We start from the raw sequence: 21,740 nt of genomic DNA, 5'->3' as shown, positions 1-21,740 counted from the left end.
GCGTGATTAGAACTGACCCGCCAGCGCCATGCCCGCGCCTTCCTTGCCCATCAGGGTGGGAGTCAACATCACCTGGGGGAGCCGGGGCGCATCGAAGTTGCGCGTGAGATAGGCCGTGAGGGCCAGCCCGCCCAGGACGCCGACGCCCGCGCTGATGAGGATGGCGTCGCCGTTGTCGCCGCTGTCGCCGTCGTCGCCGCCCGTGAAGGTGTACATGGTGCTGGCGCCGAGCAGTCCGCCGACGATGCCGCCCGCGTCGATGAGCAGCATGCGGCCCCGGGACACGGGCAGGCTGCGCGACAGCACCGCGAAGCCGATGATGCCGGCGGACGTCGCGGCCAGCTCGGCGGCGAAGAAGGCCTTCGTGTTGTCGCTCTCCGACGTGGCCAGGAACAGGGCCGTCACCACGCCGGCCCACAGGCCACCGGAGTTGGCCATGGACACCTGCCCCGCGGTGGGCTGCACCAGGTTGGCGAGCAGGACGCCCACGCCGGTGAAGCCCGCGCCGCCGATGATGGCGGCCCTCAGCGCATCATCGTCCTCCAGGTCGAAGGCGAGCATCGACGCGATGCCGAACCAGAAACCCCACACCGTTCCGGAGTTGATGACGGCCGCCTGCCCGGAGGTGATGCCACCTTGCGAGAGCAGCAGCGCGCTGGTGACTCCCGCGCCCGCTCCGAGCATGGACGCGGCCACGTAGCCCTGGTCCCTGCAGTCCGCGATGGCGCACAGCAGGATGCCCTGCGTCGCGCCGTGCAGCGTCTGCACCACCGTCAGCGACGCGACGGCGGCGCCCGAGCGACGCTCCGTATTCTCATAGACCGCCGCCTGCGCCAGCTTCGCGCCGGGCTTGAGCCGGGCCCGGGTGAGCCGTCCGAACTCGGTGGCGTAGGGGTGCTGGGGACAGACGGCGAGGACCTCGGTGAAGGCCTCGGAGGCCTGGGTGTCCTTGCCTTGGATGAGTGCGTTGAAGCCCTCGTTGTAGCGAGCCTCCGCTTCGGCAGGGCACGCATCGGGCGTGGTCATCAGCGGAGGCGCCGTCAGGGTCTCCGACGTGAGAGGTGCTGATGAGGCAGGTCCGGTCTGCGCTTCATCCCCGACTTGGGTGGCACTGAGAGCAACGAGCAGGAGGGTGGCGAGCGTCATGGGCGTCATCCACTCTATGCGACGACCTCGGCCCGTTCACGAGGGAGGGGCCGAGGTCGCCTGAGACTTCGAGGGGGTGTGCCCAGGCGCGCCGCGTCAGCGGGTGGCGAGGGTATCGACGTGCTGACGCAGCTCGGCGTCGTTGCCCAGTCGGCCGTTGAGCCCGGCGAGGGGCCTGGCCGCCTGCTCGATGCGACCCCGGGTGCGCGGGCCCGCCGCGACGAGCCAGGCCACGCCCAGGGCCAGCTCCGCGACCTCGGGAGCGCCGGTGAGTTGGGCGGCGAGCGTCAGCAGGGCCTCCACCGCCTTCTTCACCTGGGCACCATGCAGCGCGTGGCTGCTGGTGATGCCCTCGCGCAAGAGCTCCAGCAGCGCGAGCGCGGTGGCGCGGGCCTGCTGCACGGGCTCCGGTCCGGGGCCGGTCCCCGCCCACAGTCCATTGGCGAGCTGTCGTCCCAGCAGGGCCTCCGCGCCCGCTTCCTGGGGTGCGGCGTCGCGGGCGGACGCGGAGAAGCCCTCCTCCTGCTCGGAGGCCAGGCCGTCCGCGTAGGCGTCGCCATCATCGGAGAAGGAGGGTGGCTCCATCTTCGACTCCTTCATCACGGACTTTTCGGCCGAGCCTCCTCCGAAGAGGCCTCCCAGGAGGCCTCCCTTCTTCTTCTTCGCCATGTCCGGGGCCTGGGCCGTGCTGACAAGCTTCCTGAGCGGGGCGGCCGGTGCGGGGGCGGGAGGAGGCGGGGGTCCGCCGGCGGAAGCCATGACGGCGTGAGCGGGAGCCTGCCTCGACGGGGGCCCCGCGGCCACGGGTGCGCTACCACCCCGGCTTCGCGCACCGGGGCGCTGGATGATGGGAGCGACCTCGGCCTCTTCGTGCTTCTGCGTGCCGAACATGGCCCAGCCCGCGGGCGCATTCACCGGGACGACGCGCGTCTCCGGCTGGCCCGAGGCGCGCCTGTCACCGGTGCGCTCCTCCACGACGACGAAGGACGTGTAGCGCGTGACAATCTGGTGCTCGACGGCGAGCTCGACGATGCGCTTCTTCATGGAGTCGGCGCGGCGGCCGGTGAGGCTCGCGGCCTCCCAGCCCTTGATGCGCTCGGCGGCCCACAACTTCTCCACGGCGGGACGGTCCGACTCGGCGGGAAAGTCCACGCGAACGGTGAGCGCGAAGGGCTCGCGGCCCGAGCGGCCCCGCAGCGTCACCTTGCCGGTGCCTGGCGTGGGGTAGCGGCCCAGGAGCGTCCAGGGCATGCCGTCGACCATGGGAGGCAGCTCGCCGGGGGCCAGCTCCGTGCCCTCGACGCCGTCGAAGTAGACCTGGAGTTCAGTGATGCGCGGCGCGAGCGCGCGGGAGAACTGGGCGACGACCTTGTCGTCGATGCGCTCGCCGGGGTGGATGAACTCCACGTCGCCGCCGGTCTGCTTCGCCATGTCGCGCAGCAGGGCATCGCTGACGTTGGTGCCGATGCCGAATGAATACACGCGCGCCGACTTCCGCTCGGCGAGCACGGCGCGGAGGATTTCGTCCTCGTTGCCCACCTGTCCGTCCGTCAAGAGCACGAGCACGCCGTCCGGCGCGGTGCGAGCGGCGGTCTGCATAGGCCCGAGCAGCTCCGTTCCGCCGCCGGCCCGGAGCGCAGCCACCCACCGGTCCGCCTCTTCCAGCATGCGCTGGGTGAAGGGCACGGGCAGGGGCTGGAAGGAGTGGAAGGAACTCTCGAAGGCGATGACGTTGAAGCGGTCGCCTTCGCGCAGGTGTCGCAAGCAGAGCCGGAGCGCGGCCTGGGCCTGGGGCAGGCTGTCGCCGTCCATGGAGCCGGAGACGTCCACCAGGAAGATGACCTCCTGCTTGGGGGGCGCGGAGGCCATGCCCAGGAGGTCGGGCACCACGGTGAGGGCGAACGTGCCGGGCTTGTCGCCCTTGCGGTGCGTGGCGAGCGGGGTGAAGACGGCGCTCGTGTCGGAGCTGCGCAGGGAGAGGACCAGGTCGCGGTCCAGGGACACCTCGCCGCGAGAGAAGCTCACGCGGGCGCGGGTGCCGCTCTCGCGGGTGACGGTGATGGCGTGCGAGGGGCTCTCGACGATGACCTCGCGGCCCAGGTCGACGAGCAGGTCCATGCGCAGGCCGTACTGCACCTGGCCGATGGGAGGAGAGATGCGGTCCGCGTCGGGGACGCGCGGCGTGGGCTCGGCGCTGCCGTGGCCGGTGCGGTCTCCGGCGGGCTTGCCGGGGATGTAGCGCGGGGCGACGAGCGTGGGGAGCATCCACCGGACGCTGCCTTCCTCGGCGGTGACGGCCTGGAGGAACTCCACCTCGACGATGGTCTCCTCGTTGGGGAGGAGGTTGCCCACCTGGGCGGTGAAGACGTTGGAGCGCTCCTCGTCGAGCAGGGCGGCGCCATGGCCCGCGGTGACGGCGTCGTCATAGGCGCGGAAGGCCTCCTCGCGCTCCTTGACGATGCCTTCGACGCGGCGGCCCGCGCACGTCATGGAGAAGGCGGAGAGGGTGCCATCGGACGGAAGGGGAAAGGTGTAGACGGCTTCGATGGGGCGGGGCTCGTCGTTGCGGTAGCGCTGGCGCACGCGCACGCGCGCATGTCCGCCGAGCAGCTCACCAGTGACTTCGACGCCCTGAAGGGGAACCTGCGCGCCCTCGCGAGTGAACAGCCCTGCATGCTCTTTCGTCATGGCTTCTCCTTGTCCTGGAACTCTTCGATGAGGGCCCGTACGCGCTCGGCGAGGGCTCGAACCTTGGCATCCGCTGTATCCGCCACATGCAGCTCCAGACCGGGGATGAGCTCCCAGCGCTGGTAGCGTGTCGTCGTCGTGGGACGCGGGCCGGTGGCCGGCGGTGCCACGATTTGTGAATCGGTGAGGCTCGTCGGCCCGTACGTGGGCGGAGTCGGGGTGACGTCCGACTCGGCGAGCTTGCGCAGCTCGTCGAGCGACAGGCGCTGGAGCTCCACCTGGATGGCATCCAAGGGGAGGAACCGTGCCTGGAGGACCCGGATGGCCTTGAGTCGTATGACGTGCTCCTCGCCATACACGGTGTCCGGCCCCCGAAAGGGCGGCGCGGGGAGCAGGCCCCGCTGGACGTAGTAGCGCACCGTGCGTGGCGAGACGCCCGCCTCCTCGGCCAGCTCCGCCAGCTTCCACTCGCTCTGTGTCTTCCGCGTGTTCACGACTCAGACAGTATGACCCGACACTTCGAGTGTCAAGTCGTCAGTGTCGAGTTTTCGCGAGGGTGGTGTCGAGATGTCCGGGTGGGATGGTGTCGGAATGGTGCGGTTCGAGTGTCGAGATGGACTGTCGAGTTCGAGGGGTGAGGAGGGGGCCGAGGGGTGGGTTGCATGGGGGTAGGGAGGGGTGGAACAGAGGGGGGATGAACGGTGTGTCGGATGGGTTGGACCTCTCGTCGATACGGCTGATTGGGACGGCGGTGACGCCGGCGGTGATGGTGTCGGCGTGCGGCATCGTGGCGACGGGGTTGGACAATCAGATTGCGCGGATGACGACGCGGATGCGGGAGATGTTGAGGGAGGCGCGGCAGTTGCCGGAGGGGAACTCGCGGCGGGATTTGTTGCGGCAGGAGGTGGTCATCCTGGACCGGCGGCACGCGATACTCGCGAGGGCCATCGCGCTCACGTACACGGCGCTGTTGGCGTTCGTGGTGACGTCGTTGCTGTATCTGACGAAGCGTCAGCTCGACATCCCGGAGTCGCTGCCGGTGTTGTCCTTCGCCATCGGCGTGTTGTTGCTGGGAGCGGTGGCGGTGCTCGCGTTGGCCTCGCTGCGGCTGAGCCGCCTGGCCATCAAGCTGGAGCGGGAGGAACTCTTCGGAATCACCCGCCCGCCACCGCGCCTGTAGAGGTCCGCGTCAGGTGAGGCCGCCCACGGGAGGTCCGTCCTCGTCGCCATGACTGTTGGAGTGGCGCCTGTCGTCCTCGCCCGAGCCGAAGCCGCTGCGAGCCGCCGCGGCGCCAACGGCGCGCAGGATGTCGAGCGGGATGGGGAGGATGGTGTGATTGCCGCCCGTGGTGATCTCCACCAGCGTCTGCAGATATCGCAGTTGAAGCGTGGCGGGGTTGCGGCTGAGCACGTCCGCCGCCATGGCGAGCTTCTCGGCGGCCTGGTGTTCACCCTCGGCGGCGATGATTTTCGCGCGACGCTCGCGCTCGGCCTCGGCCTGTCGAGCGATGGCCCGCTGCATCTCCGGGGGCAGGTCGATGTGCTTCACCTCCACGTTGGAGACCTTGATGCCCCACGGGTCCGTGCGCGCGTCGAGCACCTGCTGGATTTCGTGGTTGATGCGCTCGCGCTCGCTGAGGAGTTGGTCCAGCTCCACCTGACCCAGAATCGCGCGCAGCGTCGTCTGCGCGAGCTGGCTGGTGGCATAGAGATAATCCTCCACCTGGAGCACGGCCTTGTCCGCATGGATGACGCGGAAGTAGACGACGGCGTTGACCTTCACGCTGACGTTGTCGCGGGTGATGACGTCCTGTGGAGGCACATCGCGAGTCACGGTGCGCAGGTCGATGATGACCATGCGCTCCACGAAGGGGATGAGCCAGCGAAAGCCCGCGCGCTTCAACCCCACGAAGCGGCCGAGCCGGAACACCACGCCGTTCTGGTACTCGTTGACGATGCGCACTCCGGACATGAACAACAGGAAGAGCACGCCCAGCGGAATGAGGAACCCGAGCAGTCCGAACAGGTCGGTCATGTCTTCACCTCGTCGACGAAGAGGGTGAGCCCTTCCACGCGCCGCACCACCACGTGTGCGCCGCGCTGGATGGGTGAGGGAGAGGTGGCGCGCCAGCGCTCACCATGGACGAACACTTCACCGCTCTCGGGAGTGACGGGGGCCAGCGTGGTGCCCTCCTCGCCCACGAGTCCCACGTCTCCGCCGCGCTGGGGCAGTCGCCGCGTCTGCGCGCTCCTCCACGCGACATAGGCCGCCGCGCCCGCGAGGACCAACGTGGTGGGAATCAGCCACGCCCACGACACCCCGAAGGAGCGGTCCACGAACCAGTCCGGGTCCACTCGGTCCACCAGGAACAGTCCTCCCAGGCCCAGCAACACCACGCCCGTGGCGCCGAGCAGTCCACTGGTGACGAACAGCTCCGCGATGATGAGCGCCGCGCCGAGCAGCAAGAGGAGCAAGGCCCCCGTGCTCACGGGCAGCGCGGACGATGCCACCAGCGCGAGCACCAGCGCGACCACGCCGATGAGTCCGGGGGCGATACCACCCGGGTGTGCCAGCTCGACGACCAGTCCCAGCGCGGCCATGAGGAACAGCAGATAGACAATCGCGGGATGCGCGAGCGCATGGACCGCGCGCTGTGAAAGGCTCGGGGTCAGCTCCACGAGTCGGGCGTCGCGAGTGGACAGCCGCACCGTGTCTCCCCCCGCCACCTGCACCGAGCGTCCATCCGCCCACGCGAGGAACTCCGCCTCACTGGGAGCGAGGTGCTCCACCACGCGCTGTTCGACGGCGGCGTTCGCGCTGATGGAGACGCTGTCGCGCACGGCGGAGGCGGCCCACGAGGCATTGCGGCCTCGCTGCCGAGCGATGCTCTCCGCGAACGCGACGGTGTCGTTCTCCACCTTCCGAGCCATCTGAGCACCGCCGGTCGCCTCCGGGTCCTGCCCGGTGATTCCCGCGACAGGATGCGCGGCGCCGATGTTGGTGCCGGGAGCCATGGCCGCAAGCGTGGAAGCCAGGGTGATGAAGACGCCCGCGCTGCCCGCATGCGCGCCGGAGGGCCCCACCCAGACGAGCACCGGCACGGAGGATCCAAGGAACGCCCGGACGATGGCGCGAGTCGCCTCCAGCGAGCCGCCCGGCGTATCCAGTCGAACCAGCAGCGCCGAGTGTCCACCAGCCTCCGCGCGCCGCACGCAGTCGGACAGATAGGCGCCCGAGCCGGTGTCCACCACGCCTTCCAGTTCACAGGAGGCCACGGTGGAGGAGCCCGGCGTGGGGCTCGCTGGAGGTGTCGCCGCGAGCAGGCCCAGGGCCATCACCATCAAGAGCAACGCGGCTCCGGTCTTCCCGAACTGGACGTGGCGTGAGCGCAAGTCACACCCCCTGAAGAGAAAGGGGGGAAGGATGAGACGGGACGATGTCTCGCGCGGGAAGGGGCCGTGCGGAGGACATGGCGTCAAGCAGCCGCAGGTGGTCCAGCAGCAGCCGTGGCATGAGGAAGTGCTGGCGCACGTGCTCTCGCCCGCGTTCACCCAGAAGGTGGGCCTCGTCGGGCTGGCGCAGCAGGTGGAGCAGGGCCTCGGCGCACTCCTCCTCTGTGTCCACGAGGACTCCGCCCGTGCCCTCGGGAAGCTGCAGCGGAATGCCGCCCGTGCGACCGCCGACGACGGGAGTGCCCTTCCAGAGCGCTTCGGAGACGACGAGCCCGAAGCCTTCGCGCAGGGACTTCTGGACGACGACCTCCGAGCGCGCCTGGAGTGCGTTGACCTCGATGTTGCCCACGCCGACCAGGTTGGTGAGGACGTGGATGAGTCCATCGTGCCGGGTGGCCGCGCGGAGCTCCTCGTAGACCTCCCAGCCCTCGGGGTCATCCAGGGCGAGCGAGCCGACCAGCGCGAGCTGCAGGTCGGGGACATGTGGACGCACGCGCTGGTAGGCGCGGACGACGCCCAGCGGGTCCTTCCAGCGGTCGAAGCGACTGACCTGCGTGACGAGGGGCCGGTGGGTGCGGATGCCAATCCACTCGAGCACGTCGCGCGCGAGGGGCTCGGGAAGGGGATGGTTCTTGGGGCTGAGCGGGTCGATGGCTGGCGCGTGGACGCGCACGTTCCGGATGGGGAGCGCGGGAGGAATGAACTCCGGCAGGGTGAAGATGGCGGCGTCGTAGTCGAGCAGGTAGGGCGACAGCAGCTCCCAGAAGCTGGGGTTGGGTCGAGACGTGTCGATATGGCAGCGCCATATCCAACGCGCGTCGCGATTGCCGCTGAGGGCCGCGAGCGCCGCGGGCTGCGGGTCGTGGACGAAGATGAAGTCGTAGTCCTCGGAGTCGGAGATGAGTCGGCGGGCGTTGAGCTGGGAGTTGGCCAGATAGATGGCCTTCTCGGACTCGGTGAGTTCGCCTGGAGCGCCCTGGAGCCCGTTGTGGATGCGTTTGGTGACCTGGAAGAAGGCCTCGTCGCCGTGGATGAGCTTCCAGTCGGTCACGATGCCCAGGTCGTTGTAGAGGGGGACCAGCGAGCGGAGGATTTCGGAGACGCCTCCCCCATAGGGCGTGGCGCTGAGGTGCAGACAGCGAGCGCCGCGCAGTCGTTCGGCGCAGTGGGAGAGGGCGTCGAGCTGCGCGTCGGGAGCGACACCGCGATAGGTGGCGAGTGAGCGCTTGCCGACATCCACGACATCCAACATGGCTTGAGGCTCCCGGAGTGAGACGACACTCCCGAGCCAACGGTGCTCATGCCCGACGGGGTCTTCCCGAGGTGCCGCGTGCATGTCCGGTAGCCGGCATCAGAAGTGGGCGCCAGCCTGTCGGGCTGCTCACCGGGTGGTGAGCGCGCGCCACAGGCAGCACCTTTCCTCGTGCGGCGTGGGCCGCCCAAGTCGTGCCAAGACTCGAAGGGGAGGAGTCATGCGCCGTGTCGTCCTCATCGCCGCCCTGTGCCTGGCCGCCGTACCGCTGGCTTGCAAGACCACCCAGCCCCCTGGGGCGGAAGAGCAGGAGCCGCTTCAGGGCCCTGACCAGGTGAGGGAGCCCGTGCAGACCGTACCGGACGAACCGCCCGGGCCCGCCACGCCCATGCCCGCCCAGCCCGACGCGGGCACGACGGAGACGCAGCCGCAGCCGGAGTAGCGCGGCGTCACGCGACGGACCGGAGACGCAGCCGCAGCCGGAGTAGAGAGGCGTCACGCGACGGACTTCCGCCGCGGCGAGTCGCGAGCCAGGAGGGTGCTCCTCTCCTGGTCCGCGAGGTCGTGACACACCACCCGACGGTCCTCGTGACACCGCCGCTCGGCTCGCGCACAGTTCGCTCGGACCCGCGTGGAGGCTGAATCCGCCGGGACAGGCGGAGGCGCACGGTGCAGACCACGGTCTATCTGGCAGAGCGAATCTGGACGCTGGACACGGAGCGTCCGCTGGCGCGAGCCCTGGCGGTGCGTGACGGGCGCGTGGTGGCGGTGGGCACTCGCGACGAAGTGAGAGCGACGGCGCCCGGTGCGCGAGAGGTGGACCTGGGAGCCGCCACGGTGGTGCCAGGACTGGTGGATGCTCACGCGCATCTGCACGGCCTGGGTCGCAGTCTGACGACGGTGCGACTGGAGAAGTCGCCGTCCGTGGAGGAGGCGGTGCGTCGGTTGTCACAAGCGCCCGAGTCCAGCTTCCAGGGCGACTGGCTTCTGGGAAGAGGCTGGGACCAGAACGAGTGGCCCGGTGGTGCCTTTCCGGGGAGGGCCGAGCTGGATGCCCATTTCCCCACGACGCCCGTGTTCCTCACGCGAGTGGACCACCACGCGGCCTGGGTGAACGGCGAGGCGCTGCGCAGGGCAGGCATCTCCCGCGACACGCAGGACCCCGAGGGTGGCCGCATCCTGAAGGATGCGAGGGGCGAGCCCACGGGCGTGCTGGTGGACAACGCCATGGACGTGGTGGCCGCGGCGATGCCGCCGCCCACGAAGGCGCAGCTCGAGACGCGGCTCCGCGCGGCGCTGGAGCGCTGTGCACAAGTAGGACTGACGGGAGTCCACGACGCCGGCATGGACCTGGATGCCTTCCGCCTGCTTCAACAGTGGGACGCGGAGGGCACGCTCCAGCTGCGCATCTACGCGATGGCCGCGGGCCAGGGGGACGAGCGGCACACCTATCTGGAGCAGGGCCCCTGGCAGGGGCGGATGCTGAAGATGCGGGCGGTGAAGTTCCTGGCGGATGGTGCGCTGGGCAGCCGGGGCGCGGCGCTTCACGAGGACTACTGTGACGAGCCCGGGCAGCGCGGCCTGTTGTTGATGTCGCCCGAGGAACTCGAGTCGCGGGCGCGTGCCTTCATGGCGAAGGGTTTCCAGGTCTGCATCCACGCCATTGGAGACCGTGCCAATACCTTGGTGGTGGATGTGCTCACGCGCGTGTCGGAGGAGACAGGCACGAAGGCGTTGAGGCACCGCGTGGAGCACGCGCAGATTCTTCGGCGCGAGGACATCACCCGCCTGGGCGCGGCGGGCCTGGTGGCGAGCGTGCAGCCCACCCATGCCACCAGCGACATGCCGTGGGCGGAAGCGAGGCTGGGCCGCGAGCGGCTCCGGGGTTCCTATGCGTGGCGCAGCCTGAAGGAAGCGGGGGCGAACCTCGCGCTGGGCAGCGACTTTCCCATCGAGAACCCGGACGTCCTGGCGGGGCTGTACGCGGCCCGCACGCGACAGGACGCCACGGGAAGACCGGAGGGCGGCTGGCTGCCGGAGGAGGCGCTGTCGGGGTACGAGGCGCTGGAGGGCTTCACGCGGGGGCCGGCGTGGGCCTCCTTCGAGGAGGCCAGGCGCGGCGGGCTGGCGCCAGGACAGGACGCGGACTTCGTGGCGCTGTCGGTGGACCCCGTGGAGGGGCCCGCGAAGGCGCTGGTGGATGCGCAGGTGCTGGCGACGGTGGTGGCGGGCGTGGAGGTGTACCGCGCCTCGCCTTGAGCGCCGGAGGGCTCACACGCTGAAGATTTGAGAGCGCGCCGCCTCGGCGATGGCGACGACGGCGGGGTGGCGCAGGCGGCGCTCGACGGTGATGGCGTAGAAGCAGGTCTCGATTTCGTCGGTGCGGCCGATGACGGAGCAGTTGTACTCGCGCTCCATCTGCGCCTCGATGACGGAGGGCATGGCGAAGACGCCGTGGCCGCTCTGTCCAAAGGCCTGGAGCAGCGCGCTGTCATCGAAGTCACCGGCGATGAGGGGGCGCAGTCCCTGGCGCTCGAACCAGAGGTCCAGCGAGCGGCGCACGGAGGACTCGTCCGAGGGCAGCAGCATGGGCGCGCCGTCGAGGGAGCGGGGGAAGTCCTTCTTGAGATGCCGCAGACTGTCTGCGGCGAAGAAGGACACGCCACACTTGCCGAGCAGGTGGTTGAAGGAGCGGACGCTGACGGGCTCGGAGCTGGGCGCGTCGGCGAGCACCACGTCCAGTTCGTGCAGGGCGAGCGAGGCGAGCAGCTGGGGCAGGGGTCCTTCGCGACAGATGATGCGCAGCGACGGGCCTGCGTCGAGCGCGGGCTTGAGGAGCTGCTCGGCCACGAGCTTGGGAATGACGTCGAGGATGCCCACGTTGAGGCGGAGTTGTTGGCCGGGGGGCAGGCCAGCGACCACGTTCTTCAGCTCGTTGCCCAGGCGGAAGATTTCATCGGCGTAGCGCATGACGGTGCGCCCCACGTCCGTGAGGACCAGCTTGCGGCCCTGTCGCTCGAAGAGCTTGTGGCCCAGCGACTCCTCCAGCAGCTTGAGCTGGCTGCTGATGGTGGGTTGAGCGAGGTGCAGTTCTTCGCCCGCCTTGGCGATGCTGCCCGCCCGCGCAACCGTCCAGAAATACAGGAGATGGTGGTAGTTGAGCCAACTCATACCCATAGAGATAACCTATGGGTTGCGTTCAAACTACCTAATTTTCTTAAGAATGGTCCTGGCTTATCTCTACGTGCATTCGGGGGCGAGTTCATCGCCCCGAAGAGACCGGAGGAGGTCCATGGAAGCCATCAACGTGAGCGTGTCCTGTGAGTCGCCTGAGCTTGTCGTGGTCGACGAGGCGGTGGAGGCGCGGGTGCGAGAGCACCTGGTGCTGGTGGAGCGGCTGGCGTGGAAGTACCGCTGGACCGGGTTGCCGCTGGACGAGCTGGTGGCGGAGGGCAACGTGGGGTTGATGGAGGCGGCGGGTCGGTTCGAGGAGCGGGGGATTCCGTTCGGGGCGTACGCGAGCCAGTGGATTCGGGCGCGCATCCGGGCGTACGTGGGCCGCAACTGGAGCATGGCGGGCGGGCGGGCGCCGTGGGTGGTGTTCCAGCTTCGGCGGGAGCGGGCGCGGCTGGAGGCCCGGTGGGGGGAGGGGCACCCGGAGGTGGTGCGCCGGCTGGCGGACGCGCTGGGGAAGAAGGAGGAGGACGTGGCCCGTGCGACCGAGTCGTTGGCGCGAGACGTGTCGCTGGACGCGCCGGTGACGCCGGACGGGGAGGTGACGCGGCTGGAGGTGTTGGAGGGGGAGGGTGAGTCGCAGGAGGAGGTGGTGGACCGGGCGCAGTGGGCGGCGAGGCTGCGGGCGAGCGTGGAGGAGGCCTGGCCGGAGCTGGACGCGCGGGAGCGGGCGCTGGTGGAGGAGAGGATGTTGGCGGAGGAGGCGGCGAGCGCGGAGCTGCTGGCCCGGCGCTTCGGGGTGACGGCGGTGCGCATCCGGCAGATCGAGCAGGGGCTGAGGGCGAAGCTGAAGAAGAGGCTCACCGCGAGTCTGACGACCTGGGACGCGGAGGCGATGCCTCGTGCCGCATGACGAAGGGAAGGGGCGCCGGGAAAAGGGTGCTTGACGGCCCTGGGAAGGGCTCGATATGAGAGCGCGGCCTCTCGCGGTGACCCGTACGCCCAGGTAGCTCAGTCGGTAGAGCAGGGGACTGAAAATCCCCGTGTCGGTGGTTCGATTCCGCCCCTGGGCACACAGAGTTGAAAAGTTTGGGGCCCTGGACTTCGGTTCAGGGCCCTTTCTTTTTGGCCTGGAGGGCCCACGCTGACAGGGCCCCCAGGGTGTGCGTGCCGACGTCCTAGTTACAGGGCGCGCCGCAGACGCCAGCCTCACGGGCCACACATTGGGGCGTGTTGAGGCAGGGCAAGCCATCGCCCGTGCAGCAGCCGATCAACGCCTCGGACTCGACCGGTGGATTCGCGGGTGGAGCCGAGCGGACGACCATTCCCACTGCGAGTGCGAGACTCAGGCCGACTCCCGAAACGAGCTTCAGCATCATCTGGGGCTCCTTGGGTTGAGAGGCATCTGGAAGGGTGCTCTCAATGGGGCTCCAATCCAAGACGCTATCTGTCGATGGAGCCGTTCATATGTCGAGCGTCCATCGGTTTGTCTGTTCATCCCACTGCGCGCTTCCCCGGTACAGCCAGGGGGCCAGAGGTGCCTCTCGGCTGAAGACGAATGCGGTCTCTCCAGGTCTACGGTCCGCGATTCGCGACGCCATGACGCCGAGCGCCTCGAATTCGTCTTCTCCCGTGGCGATGAGGAGCAGGTGGCCTTCGTGTCGTCCTGTCTTTGGGACGGCGCTCAATCCAAATCGGCCCATGAGCTGCTCGTCCGTGAGTTGTGCTCCTGGCGTAGGGCCCACGCTTTCGGGTGTCACGACCTCCACCAGCAGGGCGATGGGCATCAGGCCCTCGGCTGCCTGTGACGTGGCGTAGCTTGGATTGTCGGACCGCAGGACCCAACGGCCTTCGTCCTTCGCGAGCCTCTTCACTTGATAGGCATACCCCGCGGCGTCGGGGACCTGGATGAGCGCCACCCTGCCTTCCATCGCCTGGAGTGAGAGGTCGCGCGCGTAGCGCATCACCAGCCAGTCGCCGTTCCGGATGGGCCGCTCTCCTCCGTTCATGGAGTCGCCAGTGGCCCTCACCGCGAACAGCCCGTCACCCTGTGCCTGGATGGGAAGCCGGACATGTTCCGCCTCGGGTGCCTGCTCCAGCGCAAGTACATGGCTCGCGGCCCCCGCCGCGGCGCGCAGGGTGGGGAACGCGACACAGCGCACCGCTCGCGTGAATGGAATGACCTCGGCCTTCATGGGCTCGGCCGACCAACCCTCTGTTCCTGGCGTGAAGCGCACTCGAAATGCCGTGCCCCGCTTGCCGGCGGCCTCGCCGAACCATTGCGTCAGGAGCTTCGGAAGTTGGTTCTCCTCCGTCCCGGATGGCCGCGCGACGTTGACGGCGATCTTCACGAAGTTGAATCGCCAGAGGGCTCCGTCCGGAACCCTGACGTCGGTGAGGCCACTGGGAAGATCCGGACGCTGCTGTCGCTCGGGCAGCTTGAGAATCGGGTGGCGCCCGTTGGTGATGACCTGGGCCTCGAAGGCTGTCCCTGGAGCCTGACTCTGGACGAGCCGGCGACGACGGTATTGCGCCAGTCGGTACTCGACCAGCTCTCGCGTCATCTCCTCGAAGGCTGCTCGTGTGTCCTCGGACACCGTGAACCGGGGCACGAGCCTGTCTCCCTCGATGCGGAACCACCTGCCGTCCTGCGTCCACTCGGTGACCGGGTTCGCCGTCCAGAACGCGAGGAACTTCGATGCGCTCGGCTCCCGTGGGTCATCCAGCGTCGTGACGCCATCGAGGTCCTGGAGCAGCTCGGGCGAACGCTGGAGAATGGACAGACTCCGGTGGGCCAGCTCGGACAATGACAGTCCTCCCCACAGTGCCTCCGCTTCGAGCAAAGCCTCCAGCAACACCAGCTTGAAGCACTTGCTCATGGGCGTGAGCTCGAGGTTCCGGAACCAACCCGGGTCCTGCTTCAGGGTGCGTGCCTGTGCTTCGGTCAGGTCGCGCTCCGCTTCCACGAAGTGGAACCAACCCGCGTACTCATCCCGCTTGAGCAAGGAGGCGGGAGCGTAGCCCGAGCGGTAGAGTTCTCCGATGGTCGGACGCTGGCCGCGCACGGTCCTCAGCTCGCGATACATGCGCGCGACATCGGTTTCGCCAGGGGCCAGGAAGTGTTGAAGCAACTGCTTGGCTTCCAGCGCGACCTGCACGGAGCAGCCCGGAGGGAGCTCGGGTTGCTTGCCTTGGACCAGGAAGTCCCTCAGCGAGACGGAACTCCGGCCCAGTGCCAGCAGCGTGCGCACCCGGTCGAGGAACATCCGATGGTTGCCCACGAAGTCGATGACGGTGACGCGCTCCTTGCCGTCGTGCTTGCGCAAGCCACGGCCCAGTTGCTGAAGGAAGACCACGGGTGACTCGGTTGGTCTGAGCAGGACCACGCGGTCGATGCTCGGCACATCCACCCCTTCATTGAAGAGGTCCACCGAGCACACCGCGTCCAGCGTGCCGTTCCCCAGTTCTCGCAGGGCCTGCGCCCGGTCCGCGGAGCCGGGCCCCGAGTAAACCGCTGCCACCCGCACGCCCTGCTTGCTCAGCCACTGCTGGACGCAGTTCGCGTGGGAGACGGAGACGCAGAACACCAGGGTCCTGCTCGCCGCGTGCTCCTCCCAGGCGCGCCACAGCGTCTTCATGCGTGCTTCCGTCTGGACCGCCTCGCTCAACGCCTCCGGGTCGAAGCTCCGGCTGCGCCACGGAATGTTCTCGTACGGAACGTCGTCCTTCAGCCCGAAGTAGGCGAAGGGCGCGAGCAACCCTTGCTGAATGCCTTCGCCAAGGTCCGCGCGGTAGGCCAGGTGGTCATCGAACAGCCCCAGGATATCCCCGTCGTCCGCTCGCTCGGGCGTCGCCGTCAGGCCGAGCAGGAACGCCGGTTCGAGACGCGAGAGGATGGCCCGGTAGCTCGCGGCGGCGGCATGGTGCACCTCGTCCACGATGACGTAGTCGAAGGCCGCCGCTTCTCGCAGCGCCTGGAGTCCTTCGGGATTCGAGAGCTTCTGGACCGAGGCGAACACCAGGTCGCCCGCGAGCGACGACTTCGCTCCGACAAACCAACCGAAGCGCAGCGACGGGAACTGGCGGCGGAAGGTCTCCGCGGCCTGGACGAGCAGCTCCTCACGATGGGCCAGGAACAAGACGCGCGGCTTCTCGGCTCGCTCGTCACCGAAGGCCGCGACGTCCAGCGCGGCGAGCCACGTCTTGCCGAGTCCCGTCGCGAGCACCACGAGTGCTCGGCGGCGACCTTCTCCGCGACTCGTCCTCAACGCGAGCAGGGCTTCCTGTTGGAGGATGTGCGGCTGGCGTGGCGGGAGCGCGGGTTCCTGCTCCACGGGGGCGACGACGCGTTCCATGATTCGTGCACGGCGGGCGTACTGCTCGACCCAATCCGCTTCCAGGGGCGAGGCCCTTTCCCACCACAGCTCGAAGGCGTCGACCACTTCGCTCCAGGCCCTCGGGTCCCGGTCCTGCTCGACGCGCAGGTTCCACTCGATGCCTGTCTTCAGCGCGGACCGGGAGATGTTGCTCGAGCCCACGTACGCCACCGCGAGTCCCGGGCCCTTGAAGCGCCAGGACTTCGGATGGAAGGACGACACACGCGCCTTCTCCACTTCCACCACGCGCGCCTCGAAGTGTCCCCGGGCACCGCCTTTCAGGACCGTGTCTTCATCCATCCAGTCCAGCAGGCGACGCAGGGCCTCCGCCTGGGTGATGGTCAGATAGTCGCCCGTGAGGATTCGCACCCGCGCTCCTCGCGCCAGGGCCGCATCCACGGATTGCCGCAGCACCTCCAGCCCGCTGTCCTGAACGAAGGCCGCGAGCACCGCGATGTCCAGCGCGCGAGAGAACAACGGCTCCAGGTGAGAAAGGAACGGGTCCTCCAGTCCACCCGTGGCGAGTGGCTTTGTCTGAGCCGCCAGATAGTTGCCCTTGCCCGGGATGACGTGACGGATGCCCCCTCGCGCGTCCGCGACGTCATCCTGGAACCTCGGGATGACGTGTACATGCAGATGGAACACCGTCTGCCCGGCCGCCGCGCCCACGTTGATGCCCAGGTTGTAGCCGTCCGGTCGCAGCTGCGTGTCCAGCCCCCGCTTCACCTCGTCCACCAGCTCGAAGAGGGCCCGCTGCTCCTCGGCCGTGGCGTCGAACCAGGTGGCCACGGAGCGGCGGGGAATCACCAGCGTGTGCCCGGGACTGACGGGAGAGCCATCCCGGATGGCGAAGGCGAGCGTGTTCGAGGCGACCCACTCGGCTTCGGGAATCAGCAGGAAAGGGGAGGACACCTCGCCACCCTATCCCAGCCACTTGGTTCTTCAGGACGGACCTGGCGTGTGGAGTGACATCGCCTCGCGGAAGGACTCAGAGCTCGTTGAAGATGAGCAGGCCGCGGGTCGAGTCCACGACGTACACGTAGCCGTCTCCTGGGACGCGGATGCCCATGGCGCCTTCGACATTCCAGTCACCTCGGTCGGGGTCGGACTCGCGGAAGGTGTTGAAGTAGGCGATTTCGCGCGGGTTGGTCGGAATGGAGACGTCCAATACCCGCAGCCCCTCCTGGTAGTAGGCGATGTAGAGCCGCTTGTCCTTGAGGATCATGTTGTGGATGGAGGCGTGGAAGCGGAGCTTGTACGTGCCGATGAGCGGGATGTTCGTGGGGTCCGTGACGTCCAGCACGCGCAGATGGGTTCCCTGTCCTTCTCCACCCTCGAAGGCGATGGTCCTCCCCGCGAAGGTGCCCACCGCGCCCGCATGGCTCATGGACGAGCTGTTCTCGGTCTGGAAGGTGTATGTGCCCAGCTCGCGTGGGCTCATCGGGTCCTTCACGTCGAAGACCACGTAGCCCGAGCTGAAGTGGTTGATGTAGAGCCGGTCCTGGTAGGCGAATGCGTCGTGCGCCGAGGGGATATAGGACGTGGTGTCCGAGACGACGATGCGGTTGAGCAACGTCGGGTCGCGCGGCGTCGAGATGTCGAACACGAGCGTCTCCCCGGTGGGCGCGGGCCCGGGCGACACGGCATACAGCCTGTTGCCATCCACGAAGAGGGTGTGGACGTTGATGGGCTCACCCCCCGGCACATTGCGCACGAAGAGGGGGTCCGCGGGGTTGGAGATGTCGAAGACGATGACCCCTGAGTTCCTGCTGGCCACGTAGAGCGTGTCGTCCTTCGTCCACGCGGCGTTCCAGAACGAGTCCCCTGGCAAGGTGATGCTCTTCTTGAGGACGGGGTGGCTCGGGTCGCTGACGTCGAACACCGCGAGCCCACCCTCTGTCCCCGCTTCGAGGCTGGTGGACACGACGTAGGCGTGCTTGTGGGCGACGTAGACGTCCACATGGAGCCCGTTCTGGGGGACATCCGATTCGGAGATGAGGCGCAGGCCGCCCGATGACTCGCTCTCCCCTCGTCCCCACGTCATCCGCGCGGCCTCGAAGGTGCCCCAGGAGGCTTTTCCATTGGCGCAGCGGGCGAAACAGCCCGTCACCATCCCAGAGGGCTGAACGCCACACCCGACGATGACGGTCTGCCGGACCAGGTTCCGCAGGGTGTAGCGTGACGAGAACTGGAAGCTTCCAGTCACCTGCTGACGTGTGAGGGGGCGGCCCTCCATCGTTCCCGTGCCGCCGTCCGGCGGAATCCGGACGCCAACGAAGTCCGGATAGCCCGCGACGTTGCGCACGTCCACCCCATAGATGCCGTGCGCATCGAGGGTGGAGAGCGAGGCGGTGTCACACTTCGACAGGTCGAAGAGCGATGGCGAGTCGCAGTCGACGATGGAGCCCTGCACCCCGGTGAAGGTGCACGGTGCGTAGGGGCCCCGGTCGACCCAGTCCGTCGTCTCCACGAGCGGCGTGTACGTCCCGTCCCAGGGTTCCACGGGAGGAGGCGGTGGCTCCGCCGGCCCCGGCTTGTCGGAGCAGGCGAAGCACAGCAAGGCGCAGCCAATGACAACCGCACGGGGGGACAGTGAACCGAGGGCCATGCGAGGCTCCTATCGGGAGGCGAGGTCCGGAACGGACGCCGCACGCGAAGGGAGCGATTAGCGCAGGATTGCCCTTCGGGTCTGTATGGCAATGCCCTTAGCCCGGCGGGATGGCATTCACTGGGCAAGGATTGTTTGACCTCCGGACCAGGAGGTGCTCACCCGGCCGGCGGGGCGAGCGAGGGAGGGGCCGACGCTCGGTGTCGCCACAGCCAGCGAAAGACAAGCAGGTGCCCGAACAGCGCCGCCTGGACCAGGACCACCGGCAGCCAGATGAAGGGCGCGGTGGTGATGACGGTGTTGCGCGGCGTGGCCTCGAACACCCGGGCGAACGGTGGCGATGCGAGCACCGCGATGGCGACGATGGTGAGCAGGAGCACCAGACCCGCCGTGTTCCAGGCTCCCACGAGCGCGCGGGGCGCTCGCCCCCGGTGGATGAGCCAGGCCATCACCGGCGCCGTCAGTCCCGTGAGGATGTCGAAGTTGAGGCCCTCGAACGTCATCTCGACCGGCACGATGCCCTCGCGGTGCAGCGCCCAGAGCGCCACCTCCACCGCGACGCGGAAGACCTGAAACCCCACGAGGGCCTCCAGCGACAGCCCGAGCACCAGTCGCTCGCCAAACCTGGAGCCCGCGAGCACGAGCGTCAGCACCGTCGCGGGCAGGATGACGCCGAACACCGCGGGCGGCAGGGAGTCCATGTCGGCGAGCGCGCCGCGCGCCGCGAGCACGCCACTCGAGCCCAGCACGAAGGCGACGACGCCCACGGACAACGCCGTCCAGCGCAGCGTCCCACGTGGGGTCTCCCCGAGTCGCCGCCCCGCGTGCCAGGTCGCCACCACCAGGAGGCCCGCGACGGTCAGGACCAGCACCACGAAACCGCTCGTGACGACCGACGACGGAGCCTGCATGGTGGTGTCTCCCGAGCACTCCTTCTAGCTCGACCCTCCGTGGCGCGGCGAACGGGGACGGGGTTTCTTCGACGGGGGCCCGCTCCACGCCGGCTGGGGTCGAGGCGCCAAGCCCTCGATGCGGCGCCACTACAACGCGGGCACCGGCCAGCCCCGCGGGTAGATGAGATAGGCGGTGCCTCCCGAGCGTGACAGCCACAGCGGCTCCAGCTCCGAGCGGAAGTAGGTACGACGCACGACGGTGTCGCTGGCGCCGGCCGGGTCGTTCACCACGGGGTTGCCGGTCGCGTCGAAGCCCGCGAGCACCAGGAGGTGGCCCGCGGTGGAGGGAATGGGAGCGCCGGTCAGCTCCCCCTTGCCCCACGCGACGCTGAGGATGGCCGGCACGCCGGCGGAGAGCCACGGCTCCAACTGGGCGAAGCTCGTGAAGCGCGCCACGTGGGCCTGAAAGCCCTGGCGGGCCGCATACGCCGTGTTGAACGGCCAGTTGCCGTGACCGCCGTAGTACCAGTCGTGGGTGCCGCTGACCGCCGCCCGCACGCTCGACTCGCAGCCACCGGTGTCCCCCAGCCAGTACTTCAGCACCATGGCCGTGGACGTGGGGCTGCACCAGACCTCGCCCCCATCGGGGTAGACCATCTGCGAGCACCGGGGCACGTCGAGCACCTGATTCCAGCGAGCGGGGTTGCCGGCCGGGACGGTGGGCCTGGCCTCCGGCGAGGTGGAGAAGGTGAGGGCGCTGGCATGCAGCGTGGGCGTGGCCACGCCGTCCGCGCTGAACAGCCGGGTCTTCACCTGCCACGCGCTCGCGGCCGACTTCTTGGCGGTGACGAGCAACGTGTCGATGGAGACCCTCGCCACGGTGTCCGCCTGCGAGTCCACCGAGTGGCGCCGCACCGTGGCGCCCTCCGAGGCCCACACGCCCAGGCTGAACCACTTCGTCCAGGCCCCTGCCACCTGCACGCGGACGAAGGTTTCCACCCAGGTCCCCGTGGGCGTGGTGGCCTCCCAGGAGGCGATGGCCTCGCGGAAGCCGAACGCACTGGTGATGATGGGGCTGGTGGCCTCGCCTTGAACGAACGAGCCGCCGTTGTAATACGTGCCGCCGTGGTAGCCCCCGTGCCCGTACGGGTCCGTGCCGGCCCAGGCCTGACCTGGAAAGAGCTGAAGGGCGCCATCCGCCGCCCTGCTCACGCCGCTGAGTTGCCAGGTGACGAAATCGCCCCGGCTCGCCGCCCAGCGAATGGAGGCGCTCTGCCCCGCGGTGGCCATCGCCGGTACGAGCGCGATGGCGATGAGCAGCACGAGCACGGCCGACCTGCACTCCCTCATGACGCCTCCTGGGTATCCTGGTCCGGCATTTATTGCCTGTTTGGGCGCCGAGCGCATCCCCAGGGCCCTGGGGGGCCCCAGGTGATGTCTGGATTTGAAGCAGGGGTCCTGGAGGTGACGGTGGCTGCCTCCGCAGGGGAGGCGAGCGGACGTCAGCGTGCGAAGCCGGGTGCACTGGAGGCCCGGGGCGGGGTAGAGAGGGGGCTCGGAGGCGTGAAAAGAGATGGACGCGAACGCAGTGGCGGAGCTGGAGAAGGCGGGCGTGAGGGTGGACGCTCCGGACCGGCTGTTTGTCGCAGTGGAGTGGGAAGACCAGAAGCACGTGGTCCCCGTCGGCGCTCGCGCCCAGGTGCGGGCCGGCGAGGTGCTCACGCACGTCACCCTCCAGCCCATCTCCAAGCTGTGGACCGGTGACAAGAAGCCCCCCAGCTTCGCCAAGACCCCGCCTCCCGAGTACCACCCCTTCTTCATCCTCATCGAGGCGACCGCCGCTGGCTATTGCCGCGCCGTGCGCAACACGGAGACCGACCAGGAGTTCGAGCGGCTCTACCGCCACCTGGCGCGCCGGCCCGACGGCACCGACCGCAACCCCCTGTTCTCGTACCTCCAGGGCGCAGCCCGGCTCTACATGTCCCTGCGCGACGTCAGCCAGGCCGAGTTCGAGGCCGTCGTCCTGCGCCTCCACCAGTCCGCCAAACACCACCAGACGCACGTCGGAAGCATCAACTACTTCCAGGACGTGCTGCGCGGCGTGCTCGGGGCCTGAGCTTCACCCGTCCCGCCGCGTAGGTACGGGGGGC

16 protein-coding genes and 1 tRNA gene are annotated in these 21,740 nt (G+C 68.7%); 6 read left to right on the top strand and 11 right to left on the bottom strand.

The window, feature by feature from the left end; all coding sequences use genetic code 11:
• Window positions 1-6: 6 nt before the first annotated feature.
• The 3 genes from HUA74_RS30690 to HUA74_RS30680 form a co-directional block, all read right to left on the bottom strand.
• Window positions 7-1,146, bottom strand: coding sequence for a hypothetical protein (locus HUA74_RS30690; RefSeq protein ID WP_174457388.1), 1,140 nt, complete (start codon window positions 1,144-1,146; stop codon window positions 7-9).
• 96 nt (window positions 1,147-1,242) lie between these two features.
• Complete coding sequence (locus tag HUA74_RS30685; protein WP_174457387.1) at window positions 1,243-3,834, bottom strand: VIT domain-containing protein; 2,592 nt, start codon at window positions 3,832-3,834, stop codon at window positions 1,243-1,245.
• Window positions 3,831-4,328: a helix-turn-helix domain-containing protein gene (locus tag HUA74_RS30680; RefSeq protein WP_174457386.1), complete on the bottom strand. Its 498-nt coding sequence runs from the start codon at window positions 4,326-4,328 to the stop codon at window positions 3,831-3,833. Before HUA74_RS30680 ends, HUA74_RS30685 begins: the two co-directional genes overlap by 4 nt.
• Before the next feature lie 200 nt (window positions 4,329-4,528).
• Here HUA74_RS30680 and HUA74_RS30675 point away from each other — a divergent pair, with 200 nt between their 5' ends.
• Window positions 4,529-5,014 carry a DUF2721 domain-containing protein gene (locus HUA74_RS30675; RefSeq protein ID WP_174457385.1) on the top strand — a complete coding sequence of 162 codons (486 nt, stop codon included), beginning with the start codon at window positions 4,529-4,531 and terminating at the stop codon, window positions 5,012-5,014.
• A 9-nt stretch (window positions 5,015-5,023) separates the two neighbouring features.
• Here HUA74_RS30675 and HUA74_RS30670 read toward each other — a convergent pair whose 3' ends face one another.
• From HUA74_RS30670 to HUA74_RS30660, 3 genes are read right to left on the bottom strand one after another with little or no spacing between them, the layout of a single operon-like run.
• Window positions 5,024-5,869 (bottom strand): slipin family protein, encoded by an 846-nt coding sequence (locus HUA74_RS30670; RefSeq protein ID WP_141645532.1) that lies wholly within the window; start codon window positions 5,867-5,869, stop codon window positions 5,024-5,026.
• The gene (locus tag HUA74_RS30665; RefSeq protein ID WP_174457498.1) at window positions 5,866-7,176 is read right to left on the bottom strand and encodes an NfeD family protein; all 1,311 of its coding nucleotides are present in this window, start codon (window positions 7,174-7,176) and stop codon (window positions 5,866-5,868) included. The genes HUA74_RS30670 and HUA74_RS30665 overlap by 4 nt, the downstream gene beginning before the upstream one ends.
• A 52-nt stretch (window positions 7,177-7,228) precedes the next feature.
• Window positions 7,229-8,539, bottom strand: a complete 1,311-nt coding sequence (locus HUA74_RS30660; protein ID WP_141645531.1) for a glycosyltransferase — start codon at window positions 8,537-8,539, stop codon at window positions 7,229-7,231.
• A gap of 220 nt (window positions 8,540-8,759) precedes the next feature.
• On the opposite strand from HUA74_RS30660, the gene HUA74_RS30655 reads away from it, so the two are divergent.
• A complete protein-coding gene (locus HUA74_RS30655; protein ID WP_174457384.1) occupies window positions 8,760-8,981 on the top strand; it encodes a hypothetical protein in 222 nt (73 codons plus the stop codon).
• Window positions 8,982-9,208: 227 nt separating this feature from the next.
• Window positions 9,209-10,798, top strand: coding sequence for an amidohydrolase (locus tag HUA74_RS30650; protein ID WP_174457383.1), 1,590 nt, complete (start codon window positions 9,209-9,211; stop codon window positions 10,796-10,798).
• 12 nt (window positions 10,799-10,810) lie between these two features.
• On the opposite strand, the gene nhaR is transcribed toward HUA74_RS30650, so the two are convergent.
• Window positions 10,811-11,710 (bottom strand): transcriptional activator NhaR, encoded by a 900-nt coding sequence (gene nhaR, locus HUA74_RS30645; RefSeq protein WP_174457497.1) that lies wholly within the window; start codon window positions 11,708-11,710, stop codon window positions 10,811-10,813.
• A gap of 121 nt (window positions 11,711-11,831) precedes the next feature.
• On the opposite strand from nhaR, the gene HUA74_RS30640 reads away from it, so the two are divergent.
• Both HUA74_RS30640 and HUA74_RS30635 read left to right on the top strand, forming a co-directional pair.
• Window positions 11,832-12,626 (top strand): sigma-70 family RNA polymerase sigma factor, encoded by a 795-nt coding sequence (locus HUA74_RS30640; RefSeq protein ID WP_174457382.1) that lies wholly within the window; start codon window positions 11,832-11,834, stop codon window positions 12,624-12,626.
• A gap of 87 nt (window positions 12,627-12,713) precedes the next feature.
• Window positions 12,714-12,786: transfer RNA gene (locus HUA74_RS30635), tRNA-Phe, on the top strand.
• Between the two features lie 390 nt (window positions 12,787-13,176).
• On the opposite strand, the gene HUA74_RS30630 is transcribed toward HUA74_RS30635, so the two are convergent.
• The 4 genes from HUA74_RS30630 to HUA74_RS30615 all read right to left on the bottom strand — a co-directional run bounded on the left by HUA74_RS30630 (window position 13,177) and on the right by HUA74_RS30615 (window position 20,940).
• Entirely contained in the window at window positions 13,177-17,001 is a 3,825-nt protein-coding gene (locus tag HUA74_RS30630; protein ID WP_174457381.1) for a DEAD/DEAH box helicase family protein, read from the bottom strand.
• A gap of 76 nt (window positions 17,002-17,077) precedes the next feature.
• On the bottom strand, window positions 17,078-18,697 hold the full coding sequence (locus HUA74_RS30625) for an LVIVD repeat-containing protein (protein WP_174457380.1): 1,620 nt from the start codon (window positions 18,695-18,697) through the stop codon (window positions 17,078-17,080).
• Between the two features lie 158 nt (window positions 18,698-18,855).
• The gene (locus tag HUA74_RS30620; RefSeq protein ID WP_174457379.1) at window positions 18,856-19,608 is read right to left on the bottom strand and encodes a hypothetical protein; all 753 of its coding nucleotides are present in this window, start codon (window positions 19,606-19,608) and stop codon (window positions 18,856-18,858) included.
• Window positions 19,609-19,737: 129 nt separating this feature from the next.
• The gene (locus tag HUA74_RS30615; RefSeq protein WP_174457378.1) at window positions 19,738-20,940 is read right to left on the bottom strand and encodes a C39 family peptidase; all 1,203 of its coding nucleotides are present in this window, start codon (window positions 20,938-20,940) and stop codon (window positions 19,738-19,740) included.
• Window positions 20,941-21,163: 223 nt separating this feature from the next.
• Between HUA74_RS30615 and HUA74_RS30610 the strand changes: the two genes are divergently transcribed.
• The gene (locus HUA74_RS30610) at window positions 21,164-21,706 is read left to right on the top strand and encodes a hypothetical protein (protein ID WP_141645510.1); all 543 of its coding nucleotides are present in this window, start codon (window positions 21,164-21,166) and stop codon (window positions 21,704-21,706) included.
• The last annotated feature ends 34 nt before the right edge of the window (window positions 21,707-21,740 follow it).

The sequence above is a fragment of the Myxococcus sp. CA051A genome (assembly GCF_013336705.1).
Lineage (GTDB): Bacteria > Myxococcota > Myxococcia > Myxococcales > Myxococcaceae > Myxococcus > Myxococcus llanfairpwllgwyngyllgogerychwyrndrobwllllantysiliogogogochensis.
The sequence above is the reverse complement of the archived record's forward strand: the minus strand, read 5'-3'. Positions and strand labels throughout refer to the sequence as shown.

Bases quoted from the DNA above. Each gene is read 5' to 3' on its own strand.
- HUA74_RS30675 (WP_174457385.1), top strand. From the start codon at position 4,529: ATGAACGGTGTGTCGGATGGGTTGGACCTCTCGTCGATACGGCTGATT.
- HUA74_RS30690 (WP_174457388.1), bottom strand. From the start codon at position 1,146: ATGACGCTCGCCACCCTCCTGCTCGTTGCTCTCAGTGCCACCCAAGTC.
- HUA74_RS30655 (WP_174457384.1), top strand. From the start codon at position 8,760: ATGCGCCGTGTCGTCCTCATCGCCGCCCTGTGCCTGGCCGCCGTACCG.
- HUA74_RS30660 (WP_141645531.1), bottom strand. From the start codon at position 8,539: ATGTTGGATGTCGTGGATGTCGGCAAGCGCTCACTCGCCACCTATCGC.
- HUA74_RS30620 (WP_174457379.1), bottom strand. From the start codon at position 19,608: ATGCAGGCTCCGTCGTCGGTCGTCACGAGCGGTTTCGTGGTGCTGGTC.
- HUA74_RS30685 (WP_174457387.1), bottom strand. From the start codon at position 3,834: ATGACGAAAGAGCATGCAGGGCTGTTCACTCGCGAGGGCGCGCAGGTT.
- HUA74_RS30625 (WP_174457380.1), bottom strand. From the start codon at position 18,697: ATGGCCCTCGGTTCACTGTCCCCCCGTGCGGTTGTCATTGGCTGCGCC.
- HUA74_RS30670 (WP_141645532.1), bottom strand. From the start codon at position 5,869: ATGACCGACCTGTTCGGACTGCTCGGGTTCCTCATTCCGCTGGGCGTG.
- nhaR (WP_174457497.1), bottom strand. From the start codon at position 11,710: ATGAGTTGGCTCAACTACCACCATCTCCTGTATTTCTGGACGGTTGCG.
- HUA74_RS30640 (WP_174457382.1), top strand. From the start codon at position 11,832: ATGGAAGCCATCAACGTGAGCGTGTCCTGTGAGTCGCCTGAGCTTGTC.
- HUA74_RS30610 (WP_141645510.1), top strand. From the start codon at position 21,164: ATGGACGCGAACGCAGTGGCGGAGCTGGAGAAGGCGGGCGTGAGGGTG.
- HUA74_RS30615 (WP_174457378.1), bottom strand. From the start codon at position 20,940: ATGAGGGAGTGCAGGTCGGCCGTGCTCGTGCTGCTCATCGCCATCGCG.
- HUA74_RS30665 (WP_174457498.1), bottom strand. From the start codon at position 7,176: ATGGTGATGGCCCTGGGCCTGCTCGCGGCGACACCTCCAGCGAGCCCC.